General features: G+C 33.1%; 11 protein-coding genes. All 11 read left to right on the forward strand.

The genetic code is table 11. The annotated features are described in order from the left end of the window. Positions 1-28 precede the first annotated feature (28 nt). Positions 29-1,285 (forward strand): sulfate adenylyltransferase subunit CysN, encoded by a 1,257-nt coding sequence (gene cysN, locus ACN0TY_RS09135; protein WP_417444241.1) that lies wholly within the window; start codon positions 29-31, stop codon positions 1,283-1,285. A 259-nt stretch (positions 1,286-1,544) separates the two neighbouring features. Next, a complete protein-coding gene (locus tag ACN0TY_RS09140; RefSeq protein ID WP_236958872.1) occupies positions 1,545-2,810 on the forward strand; it encodes a nucleotide sugar dehydrogenase in 1,266 nt (421 codons plus the stop codon). A 12-nt stretch (positions 2,811-2,822) separates the two neighbouring features. Beyond that, positions 2,823-3,887: a dTDP-glucose 4,6-dehydratase gene (rfbB, locus tag ACN0TY_RS09145; protein WP_417444242.1), complete on the forward strand. Its 1,065-nt coding sequence runs from the start codon at positions 2,823-2,825 to the stop codon at positions 3,885-3,887. Positions 3,888-4,649: 762 nt separating this feature from the next. Further along, positions 4,650-5,510: a glucose-1-phosphate thymidylyltransferase RfbA gene (gene rfbA, locus ACN0TY_RS09150; protein ID WP_417444243.1), complete on the forward strand. Its 861-nt coding sequence runs from the start codon at positions 4,650-4,652 to the stop codon at positions 5,508-5,510. 588 nt (positions 5,511-6,098) lie between these two features. Beyond that, complete coding sequence (locus tag ACN0TY_RS09155; protein ID WP_417444244.1) at positions 6,099-6,428, forward strand: GIY-YIG nuclease family protein; 330 nt, start codon at positions 6,099-6,101, stop codon at positions 6,426-6,428. A gap of 330 nt (positions 6,429-6,758) precedes the next feature. Further along, on the forward strand, positions 6,759-7,304 hold the full coding sequence (gene rfbC, locus ACN0TY_RS09160) for a dTDP-4-dehydrorhamnose 3,5-epimerase (RefSeq protein ID WP_417444245.1): 546 nt from the start codon (positions 6,759-6,761) through the stop codon (positions 7,302-7,304). Then, positions 7,301-8,089 carry a dTDP-4-dehydrorhamnose reductase gene (rfbD, locus tag ACN0TY_RS09165; protein WP_417444246.1) on the forward strand — a complete coding sequence of 263 codons (789 nt, stop codon included), beginning with the start codon at positions 7,301-7,303 and terminating at the stop codon, positions 8,087-8,089. Before rfbC ends, rfbD begins: the two co-directional genes overlap by 4 nt. 84 nt (positions 8,090-8,173) lie before the next feature. Continuing rightward, positions 8,174-9,310, forward strand: coding sequence for a non-hydrolyzing UDP-N-acetylglucosamine 2-epimerase (gene wecB / locus ACN0TY_RS09170; RefSeq protein WP_417444247.1), 1,137 nt, complete (start codon positions 8,174-8,176; stop codon positions 9,308-9,310). Next, positions 9,303-10,511, forward strand: a complete 1,209-nt coding sequence (gene wecC, locus ACN0TY_RS09175; protein WP_417444248.1) for a UDP-N-acetyl-D-mannosamine dehydrogenase — start codon at positions 9,303-9,305, stop codon at positions 10,509-10,511. The genes wecB and wecC overlap by 8 nt, the downstream gene beginning before the upstream one ends. 10 nt (positions 10,512-10,521) lie before the next feature. Continuing rightward, positions 10,522-11,052 (forward strand): hypothetical protein, encoded by a 531-nt coding sequence (locus tag ACN0TY_RS09180; RefSeq protein WP_417444249.1) that lies wholly within the window; start codon positions 10,522-10,524, stop codon positions 11,050-11,052. Between the two features lie 12 nt (positions 11,053-11,064). Further along, positions 11,065-12,084, forward strand: coding sequence for a UDP-N-acetylglucosamine 4,6-dehydratase (inverting) (gene pseB / locus ACN0TY_RS09185; RefSeq protein WP_417444250.1), 1,020 nt, complete (start codon positions 11,065-11,067; stop codon positions 12,082-12,084). Positions 12,085-12,090: the final 6 nt, after the last annotated feature.

The following is a 12,090-nucleotide window of genomic DNA, read 5'->3' on the forward strand; positions in this document are numbered from 1 at the left end:
TTTACGGTTTTACAATTTTACAAAGGAAATGCAAATAGATAACAATCAATTATTAAGATTTACAACTGCTGGAAGTGTAGATGATGGAAAGAGTACTTTGATCGGAAGATTATTATTCGATTCAAAATCTATATTCGAAGATCAGTTGGAGGCTATAGAAACCACTAGTAAGAAAAAAGGACATGCAGGGGTAGATTTAGCTTTGTTTACGGATGGCCTTCGCGATGAAAGAGAGCAAGGAATTACCATCGATGTGGCATACAGATACTTTACCACTCCAAAGCGTAAGTTTATTATTGCAGATACACCTGGGCATATTCAGTACACACGAAATATGATTACGGGAGCGTCTACAGCAAATGCAGCAATAATACTGGTAGATGCGCGTCATGGAGTTATTGAGCAAACTAAGCGTCATGCATTTATTGCGTCATTACTACAAATTCCACATCTTATAGTTTGTATCAATAAGATGGATTTGGTAGATTTTAAAGAAGATGTTTATAATGATATTATAGCGCAGTTTGAAGAATTTTCATCTAAATTGTTGGTGAAAGACGTACGTTTTATTCCTATCAGTGCTTTGTTGGGTGATAATGTTGTTAATCGTTCTAAGAATATGGACTGGTATCAAGGGTCGCCTTTACTAGATACATTAGAAACAATGCATATTAGTAGTGATATTAATAAGGTAGATGGGCGTTTTCCTGTGCAAACGGTATTGAGGCCACAGAGTGAGGAGCATCGTGATTATAGAGGTTATGCAGGGAGAATTTCTAGCGGAATCTTTAGAAAAGGAGACGAGGTTACGGTAATGCCTTCAGGATTTACATCTAAAATTAAATCTATAGATACCTTTGAAAAAGAATTAGACGAAGCATATGCACCAATGTCGGTTTCTATTACTTTAGAAGATGATATTGATATCAGTAGAGGTGATATGATTGTTCGCACCAAAAACAAACCAGAGTCTTCTCAAGATTTAGAGGTGATGTTATGTTGGTTGAATAATGAATCGGCAAAACCGAGAACAAAATATGTAGTTCGTCACACATCGAATGAGCAGATGGCAATGATTAAAGAGGTTATTTATAAAATTGACATCAATACGCTAGCTAGAAAAAATGATGATAAGGAGCTTCATATGAATGATATCAGCAAAGTAAAAATAAGAACTACAAAACCTTTAATGTACGATTCTTACCGTGAGAATAGAATGACAGGGAGCTTAATTTTAATAGATCCAGCAACCAATCAAACGGTAGCTGCAGGAATGATTGTATAGCTCTTAGAGTTTAAAATACATAAAGTAGGCAGGAAAGTGAGCGTTATGCTAGGCACTTTCCTGCCTATTTGTTTTTATAAATAATGAAAACCTTATAGTTTTTTTAACTTTATTCCTATTTCTGTTATTGAATATTATGAATAAGAAGTTCTATTTTTACGAATAATTAGAATTGATTAGAGAAATAATTTTGCGATTATTTTTATGAATTATAAGTAAAAGAGTTTCTTAAGATCAATAAACCTACAAAAATAAATAGATGAAAGATAAATATAAAATTGCAGTAATAGGCCTTGGTTATGTGGGGCTTCCTTTAGCAGTAGAATTTGCTAGAAAAGAGTTTTCAGTAATAGGTTTTGATATAAATACAAAGCGAGTATCAGGATTAAAAGAAGGAAAGGATGTCACGGATGAAGTTGCAGATGAAGATTTGCAAAGTGTCCAGGGAATAACGTATAGCTCCGATGAAAGTGATTTAGAAGATTGTAACGTATATATAGTAACAGTTCCTACGCCTGTAAACGACTTTAAACAGCCTGATTTGACACCATTAATTTCTGCAAGTACAATGGTGGGGAAATATCTTAAGAAGGGAGATATTGTAATCTATGAATCGACTACATACCCAGGATGTACAGAAGAAGACTGTGTGCCTGTTTTGGAGGCCTCAAGTGGACTAGTTTTTAATCAGGATTTTTTCTGCGGGTACTCTCCAGAGCGTATTAATCCAGGAGATAAAGAGCGTAGGCTGCCAAATATCATGAAAGTAACTTCCGGAAGTACTCCAGAGATTGCAGAGGAAGTAGATAAATTATATAACGCTATAATTACGGCAGGAACGCATAAGGCATCAAGTATTAAAGTAGCAGAAGCTTCTAAAATTATTGAGAATACACAGCGTGATATTAATATTTCATTGGTAAATGAATTAGCGCTAATTTTTGATAGAATAGGAGTTGATACTGTAGAAGTATTAGAGGCAGCAGGAACAAAATGGAACTTTTTACCTTTTCGTCCAGGATTAGTAGGGGGACATTGTATAGGAGTAGATCCGTATTACCTAACGCACAAAGCAGAACGATTAGGATATCATCCGCAGGTAATATTATCAGGACGACGCATTAATAACGATATGGGGATTTTTATAGCTAATAAAATCGTTAAATTGATGGTGAAGACTCAGCTCCCTGTAAAAAATGCAAAAGCATTGGTGTTAGGAATAACCTTTAAAGAAAACTGTCCTGATGTTCGAAACTCAAGAGTTATAGATGTTATTGAAGAATTAGAAGGTTTTGGATTGAATGTAGATACCTATGATCCTTTTGCAGACAAAGAGGAGGTGAAAAAATATTATGGAGTAGACTTAATAGATGAAATTACAGAACGTTATGAAACTATTGTTTTAGCTGTTGGTCATAATCAGTTTTTAGAATTAGATTTTGAAAAATTAAAATCTAGCCCCCGTACAGTTATTTATGATGTAAAAAGTTTTTTACCTAAAGAATTGGTAACAGAAAGATTGTAGTAGATTTGAAGTATGATAGGGAAAAGTGGTAATACAATTTTAATAACAGGTGGTGCTGGATTTATCGGTTCTCATGTAGTGCGCTTGTTTGTAAATAAATACCCCAACACACAAATTGTAAATCTTGATGCATTAACGTATGCTGGGAATTTGGAGAATCTAAAAGATTTGGAAGGTGCTTCTAATTATACTTTTGTAAAAGGAGATATTACTGAAGCTAATTTTATTAACGATTTATTTCAGCAATATAAGTTTGATGGAGTTATCCATTTAGCAGCAGAAAGCCATGTGGATAGATCAATTACAGATCCCTTAGCCTTTGTTAAAACAAATGTTATTGGGACAATGAATCTTTTAAATGCAGCAAAAGATTTATGGAGAGAAGACTATGATGGAAAGCGTTTTTATCATGTCAGTACTGATGAAGTATATGGATCTTTAGGGGAAACAGGTTTGTTTACAGAAGAAACATCCTACGATCCAAATTCACCTTACTCTGCATCTAAAGCAAGTTCAGACCATTTTGTAAGAGCTTATGGAGAAACTTATGGATTACCATATGTTATTAGTAACTGTTCAAATAATTACGGGCCAAATCATTTTCCTGAGAAATTAATTCCACTTTTTATAAACAATATTATTCAGAAACAATCATTACCAGTATATGGTGATGGAAATTACACACGTGATTGGTTGTATGTTTTAGACCATGCAATTGCTATTGATTTAGTGTTTCATAAAGGTGAAAATCACGAAACATATAATATAGGCGGTTTCAATGAGTGGAAAAATATAGACTTAGTGAAAACGCTCTGTAAATTGATGGATGACAAATTAGGAAGAGCGAAAGGGGAGTCTGAAGCATTAATAACATATGTAAAAGATCGTCCAGGTCATGATTTACGCTATGCTATCGATGCTAGTAAAATAAATAAAAAGTTAGGTTGGGAGCCATCAGTTACTTTTGAAGAAGGGTTGGCAAAAACGATCGATTGGTATTTAGGTAATGAAGAATGGCTTAGAAATGTTACTTCTGGAGAATATCAGAGGTATTATGAAAAGCAGTATGAGGTTTAGTAGTCGCCCAGAGTCTATTAAAAGATAGATGAGTGTGCTTCGACAAGCTCAGCATGACAATGATTGGGGTCTTATTTTGGGTTTACTTGAAGAAAATCGTCACACTAGTCAACCTGAGCTTGTCGAAGGTAAGCTAGAAGGTATGGTAAAGAAGTAATTCGTGCTTCAGTAAGCATAACATAACAATGATTGAGGGTGTTATTCTGGGGTTACTAGAAGAGAGTTAGTTAGGGTTTGTCAACCTGAGCTTGTCGAAGGTAAGCTCAAAGGGATGGTAAAAAAGTAATTCGTGCTTTAGTAAGCATAACATGACAATGATTGAGGGTCTTATTCTGGGCTTACTTGAAAAGAGTCAGTTAGGGTTTGTCAACCTGAGCCTGTCGAAGGTAAGCTAGAAGGGGTGGTAAAGAAGGAATTGGTGCTTCAGTAAGCATAACATGACAATGATTGAGGGTCTTATTCTGGGCGTACTTGAAGAGAGTTAGTTAGGGTTTGTCAACCTGAGCCTGTCGAAGGTAAGCTAGAAGGGATGGTAAAGAAGTAATTCGTGCTTTAGTAAGCATGATATGACAATGATTGAGGTGTTATTCTGGGGTTACTTGAAGAGAGTTAGTTCGAGTTTGTCAACCTGAGCTTGTCGAAGGTAAGGTCGAACAGCAAGTAAAGTTTTATATGTTTTAATAAGCTCACATAACATAGAAGCACAGAATGCTGCTAAATAAATAGTTTAACAGCATAACTTTGTAACAATATAACAAAAAAATGAAAGGAATTATTCTCGCTGGAGGTTCAGGAACTAGATTACACCCGCTAACATTGGCGGTAAGTAAGCAGCTTATGCCAGTTTACGATAAGCCTATGATTTATTATCCGCTGTCTACTTTAATGAGTGCGGGAATTCAGGAGATTTTGATTATTTCAACTCCAAAAGATTTGCCGTTATTTAAAGATTTGTTAGGAGATGGAAAAAAATACGGTTGTCGTTTTGAATATGAAACTCAAGAAAATCCAAATGGATTAGCAGAAGCTTTTATTATAGGAGCAGATTTTATAGGTGATGATAAAGTAGCACTCATTCTAGGAGATAATATATTTTACGGTACAGGGTTAAGTGAGTTACTTAAAGAGAATAATAATCCAAATGGAGGCATAGTTTACGCATATCATGTAAATGACCCTGAGAGATATGGAGTAGTAGAATTTGATAACGAAGGAAGAGCAATTTCTATAGAAGAGAAGCCAATAGAGCCAAAATCAAATTATGCCGTTCCTGGGATTTATTTTTATGATAATAAGGTGATAGAAATAGCGAAAAATATCAAACCAAGTAAAAGAGGTGAGTTGGAAATAACAGATGTGAATAGAGTATATCTCGAACAAGGAAAATTGAAGGTTAGTATTATGGATCGTGGTACGGCATGGTTAGATACAGGTACTTTTCAATCGCTGATGCAGGCTTCGCAGTTTGTAGAGGTATTGGAAGAGAGGCAAGGATTGAAAATAGGTTCGATAGAAGCTACCGCTTATGAAATGGGGTATATAAATAAGGAACAGTTTATAGCTTTGGCAGAGCCGTTAGTAAAGAGCGGTTACGGAAAGAAATTATTAAGTTTGCTGAAATAATAATGGAGAATGTGCTTCGACAGGCTCAGCATGACATTGATTAGGCTTTTATTCTAAATAGATTATCACCCTGAGTTTATGATGTCTTGGCAAGCAAGAGAATGTGCTTCGACAGGTTCAGTATGACAATGATTAAGCTTTTATTCTAAATTTATTTTATTGTAAATTATCACCCTAAGTTTATGAAATGTTGGTAAGCAAGAGAATGTGCTTCGACAGGTTTAGCATGACAATGATTAAGCTTTTATTCTAAATTTATTTTATTGTAAATTATCACCCTAAGTTTATGAAATGTTGATAAGCAAGATAATGTGGTTAGACAGGCTCAGCATGACAATGATTAGGCTTTTATTCTAAATTTATTTTATTGTAGATTATCACCCTGAGTTTATGAAGTGTTGGTAAGTAAGAGAATATGTTTCGGCAGGTTTAGCATGACATAGATTGAGTTGTTATTCTAAATTTATTTTATTGTGATTGTCATCTTGAGCTTGTCGAAGGCCAAATAAAGCAGTCGAATGTGTATGTCAGCCTGAGCCTGTCGAAGGCCAGGTCGAAGGACTATTAATACATCTAAATATTAAAAATATGAAAATCTATTATGTATATATTTTGGAATGCTCAGATGATTCATATTATATTGGTATGACCTCCAATCTCAATAAAAGATTATACGAGCATAATTTAGGAATATATCCTTCTGCTTATACATACAATCGAAGACCTTTAGAGATTAAATGGTTTGCTGAATTTACAAATGTTAATATAGCAATTGAAAAAGAAAAACAACTTAAGGGTTGGAGTAGAAGAAAAAAGAAAGCTTTAATAGAAGAGAATTGGGATAATTTAGTGAAGTTCTCTAAAAACTATACAGAATATGGTAAAGATGGAGATGGTGCTTCGACAAGCTCAGCATGACATAGATTGAGTTGTTATTTTTGAATCTATTTTATTGTAGATTATCACCCTGAGTTTATGAATGGTTGGTAAGCAAGAGAATGTGCTTCGGCAGGTTTAGCATCACAATGATTAGGCTTTATTCTAAATCTACTTTATTGTAGATTATCGTCCTGAGCTTATGAAAGGTTGATAAGCAAGATAATGTGCTTCGACAGGTTTAGCATGATAATGATAGGGTTTTATTCTAAATTTATTTTATTGTAGATTGTCAGCCTGAGCCTGTCGAAGGCTAGGTCGAAAAGCAAGGGCAAAAGGAGGATTTTTAAGTTTTAAACGTTAAGGTGTTAAATGAAGATTACAGAAACAAAACTAAAAGGTTGTTTTATAATAGAGCCTAAGGTCTTTAATGATGAAAGAGGTTATTTTTTTGAAAGTTTTAATAAAGATCAATTTAATAAAGCGATAGGACAAAAGGTTAATTTTGTACAGGATAACCAATCTTTTTCTAAAAAAGGAGTAGTCAGAGCATTGCATTATCAGGTAGGAAAACATGCGCAGGCGAAATTGGTAAGAGTTTTACAAGGGAAAGTACTGGATGTAGCTGTAGATTTAAGAAAAGACTCTAAAACATTTGGGCAACATATTGCAATGGAACTTTCTGCAGAAAATAAGAAACAATTATTTATTCCAAGAGGATTTGCCCATGGTTTTATTACGCTTAGTGAAACGTCAGAGTTTTTCTATAAGTGTGATAATTATTACAATAAAGAAGCGGAAGGCGGAATAATATACAATGACCCTAGAATTAATATTGATTGGGCTTTAGATGAAGCAGAATTGTTGTTATCACCTAAAGATATGGAATTACCAGAGTTAAAAAATGCACGACTATGATTAAAGTATTAGTAACAGGTGCTAATGGTCAGCTAGGTAGAACTATTCAGAAATATAAAGAAAATTATAAAGGTGTTGAATTTATTTTTTGTGATTCAAAGGAATTAGATATTACCAATAAAGATTCAATAGCGAGTGTTTTTAACAAGTATAAGTTTGATTGCTGTATAAATTGTGCCGCATATACAAATGTTGAGCAAGCAGAAGCAAAACCTGAAAAAGCTTTTTTAGTAAATGCTGAAGGAGTTAAAAATTTAGCTCAAGTTTGTAAATTACATAAAGTAACGTTGGTTCATATTTCAACAGATTATGTGTTTGATGGTAATAAATTAACACCTTATAGAATAGATGACCTTCCGAATCCTATTAATGAATATGGAAAATCTAAGCTTAAGGGGGAGCAATTTATTCAAGAGCAATTAGAAGAATATTTTATTATTCGTACTTCATGGTTGTATAGTAGAGAATTTGGAAAAAATTTTTATAGAACAATCTTAGAAAAAGCAAAAAAAGAAAAAGAACTTTTTATCACCGATGCTCAAACTGGCTGTCCAACAGATACTCAGAATCTCACGGAGTATATTTTGATGCTAATATTACGAGAGTATAGAGAAAAGTATTACGGGATTCATCATTTTTGTGATAAAGAAATTTTAACATGGTATAGTTTTGCTAAAAAAATCATAGAGGAAAACCATCTCAAAGACTTGAAAATCACTAAAGACAATAGTTATAAAACCTTAGCGATAAGACCAAAGTATAGTGTGTTAATGCAAAGCTTATAATATTGAGAAAGAAATCACTTGGTTTGCATCTTGAATATTGTATTTTTGCAAGAATTTAACAATTGACTTGAAAAGCATAAATAGATGAAAACTAAGAATCTTGTTATTTTTGGAACTAGACCTGAGGCTATAAAAATGGCACCTTTGGTTAAGGAATTTCAAAAGAACACAACTGATTTTGAAACGAAGGTTTGTATTACTGCTCAGCATCGGGAGATGCTAGATCAAGTCCTTGATTTCTTTGAAATTAAGCCAGATTTTGATTTGAATTTAATGAAGCCTAACCAAAACCTATATACCCTTACTTCAGATATTATTACTAATCTCAAACCTGTTTTAGAAGAGTTTACTCCAGATTATGTGTATGTTCATGGAGATACAACTACAACAATGGCATCGAGCATAGCTGCCTTTTATTCAGGAGCGAAAGTTTGTCATGTAGAGGCTGGGCTTAGAACTTTTGATATGCAATCTCCATTTCCAGAAGAAATGAATAGATGTGTTACAGGGGTAGTATCAAATTATCATTTTTCTCCGACTATAACCTCTAAAGAAAATTTATTAAAAGAGAATAAGAAAGAGGACTCTATTTTAATTACTGGAAACACTGTAATAGATGCTTTGTTATTTAGTGTAAATAAAATAAAATCTTCAAATTTTATAGACAAGGAGGTTTCTCAACTGCAACAATTACTGGATAATCAGAAAAAAGTAGTGCTTGTAACTGGTCATAGGAGAGAAAATCATGGACAAGGATTTTTAAATATTTGTGCTGCATTAAAGGAAGTAGCAAAAAATCATCCAGATACTCAAATTATATATCCAGTTCATCTAAATCCTAATGTACAGAAACCTGTATATGATCTTTTAGATGGGATAGGAAATATTAAACTAATAGCACCTCTTTCATATCCTGCATTTGTATGGTTAATGGAAAAATCATATTTAATAATAACAGATAGTGGGGGCGTACAAGAAGAAGCGCCAAGCTTAGGAAAGCCAGTGCTAGTTATGCGGAACACTACGGAGCGTCCAGAAGCAGTAGAGGCAGGAACTGTCTTGTTAGTAGGAACAGACTCGAAGAGAATAATAGATGAGGCAACATTATTGTTGAATAATAGTGATGCTTATAAAAAAATGAGTGCTTTACACAATCCTTACGGAGATGGGAAAGCATGTGAAAGAATAGTTGATTTTATAAAACAAATATCTAATGAATAATCCAGAAGTAGTGATGGTAGGATTGGGTTATATTGGTCTGCCTACTGCGGCTTTAATTGCTCAAAATAAAACATATGTACATGGTGTTGATATCAATCCAAGCGTAGTAGAAACCATTAATGCAGGAAAAATACATATTGTAGAACCTGAATTGGATAAGGCAGTTGCCGATGCTGTAAAGGAAGGTTACTTAAGAGCAGATGTTAAACCAGTAGAAGCAAATACTTATTTAATAGTAGTTCCAACTCCTTTTAAAGGAAAGAATGAGCCGGATATTTCATTTGTAGAAGCAGCTACTAAAGCTGTTCTTCCTTTATTAAAAGAAGGAGATTTATATATTATTGAGTCAACCTCTCCTATAGGAACTACGGAGAAAATGATGCAGTTGATTTTTTCTGAACGACCAGAATTAGAAGACAAATTATATATTGCATATTGCCCAGAGCGTGTGCTTCCCGGAAATGTAATGTACGAGTTAGTGCATAATGATAGAGTTATAGGGGGAGTAGATGAAAAATCTACCGAGAAAGCATTGGCGTTTTACCGTCAGTTTATAAAGGGAGAGTTGCATAAAACAAATGCACGTACGGCTGAGATGTGTAAATTAGTTGAAAACTCTTCGAGAGATGTCCAAATAGCATTTGCTAATGAACTTTCTTTAATCTGTGATAAAGCAGGTATTAATGTGTGGGAGTTAATAAATTTGGCTAACAAACACCCTCGAGTTAATATATTACAACCAGGTTGCGGTGTAGGAGGACACTGTATCGCTGTAGACCCTTATTTTATAGTAGCAGATTATCCAATGGAATCTCAAATTATTGGAAAAGCAAGAGAGATTAATAATTATAAATCTTTTTGGTGTGCCGAAAAAGTACAAACTACTAAGCTTGAATTTGAATTGAAAAATGGAAGAAAACCTAATATCGCTTTAATGGGATTGGCTTTTAAGCCTAATATAGATGATTTAAGAGAGTCTCCTGCAAAATATATAGCGCAAAAAGTACTACAGAATGCAAATAATGAGGAGTATTATATAGTAGAGCCAAATATATCAGAGCACAAAGTTTTTAAATTAACAGATTATAATGAAGCTGTAAAAAGAGCAGATATAATTGTTTATCTAGTGGCTCATAAAGAATTTAAAGAATTAGATTTACCTAAAGAGAAAGTTGTAATAGATTTTTGTGGAATAAAATAGAATTAAATTAATGAAGATAAATTATATTTTTTTGATATTCCTAACAAGTGTTGTAGTTTTATCTAGCTGTAAAAATAAAAAATCATTTGAGGGAAGTCAGTTTAAAAAAAAAGAAAATATAACGAGTAGAAGTAAGGATGGATACTTAAACCTTTTAGATTATCAAATTAAAGCAAAATCCAGTGATAATAAAATTATTAATCCTAGTTTAGAATTTATAAAATTAAAATTGATATCAGATAATAGATATAAAATAAATATTGGATTCAGAGATGATTTTGTAGATAGTGAAAATTATTATATAGTGATTAATGTTTATCCTCAAGATGAGGATTTAGGTTTATTAGGTAAAGATCGAAGGAAATATGGATTTGAATCTTTTACTTCAAAAGTTTTTAAAAAGGATGGGTTTGTTTTAGCTTCAAGAGAGATCAGGACTGGAATAATTTATCCAAGAGCTATGACAATTTCATTAACATCATATAGTGATAAAAAAATTATCAAAGAGGTGGTATTGCAAAATGTAGATTTTTTAAAATAATTATAAATAATAATGGAGTCATTTTTAAATAACAAATCAATCCTAATTACGGGTGGTACAGGGTCTTTAGGTAAGGCTTTAACTAAATATATACTTGAAAAGCACCCAGGTGTTAGAAGGTTAATAATATTTTCAAGAGATGAGCAGAAGCAATTTCAAATGGCTCAAGAGTTTTCTGAAGGTGATTATCCACAAATAAGATTTTTTATTGGAGATGTTAGAGATAAAGAACGCTTAATAAGAGCTTTTAAAGGTGTTGATTATGTTATCCATGCAGCAGCAATGAAGCACGTTCACATAGCGGAATACAATCCAGAAGAATGTATCAAGACAAATGTTGGTGGAGCTCAGAATGTTGTAGATGCTTGTTTTGAGACAGAAGTTGGTAGAGTAGTAGCATTATCTACTGATAAAGCTTGTGCTCCTATAAACTTATATGGGGCTACAAAACTAACTTCTGATAAATTATTTATTGCAGCGAATAATATAAAAGGGGATAATCCAATAAGATTTTCTGTAGTGAGATATGGAAATGTTATGGGATCTAATGGTTCAGTAATTCCTTTTTTTATTAAAAAGAAAGAAAGTGGAAAATTGCCTATAACAGATGTTAATATGACACGGTTTAATATTTCTTTACAGGGAGGAGTTGATATGGTAATGCATGCTTTGAAATATGCATGGGGAGGAGAATTATTTGTTCCGAAGATTCCGTCATATAGAATTATGGATGTTGCCGAAGCAATTGGACCCAATTGTGAAAAAACAATTATAGGAATTAGACCTGGAGAGAAAGTGCATGAAGAAATGATTACTCCTTCTGATTCTTTTTATACATATGATTTAGGTAAATACTATACAATATTACCAGCTACGCATAAATGGGATTTAAAAGAGTTTGTAGAAGAGTTTAATGCTAAAAAAGTTTCTTTAGGGTTTAGTTATAATTCTGGACAGAATGAAGATTGGGAGACTGTAGAAAGTTTAAGGAAATTAATAAAAGAACATGTAGATTTAAACTTTAAAGCTTAGTATATT

This window comes from Joostella sp., assembly GCF_048266025.1.
In the GTDB taxonomy this organism is placed as follows: domain Bacteria; phylum Bacteroidota; class Bacteroidia; order Flavobacteriales; family Flavobacteriaceae; genus Galbibacter; species Galbibacter atrarenae.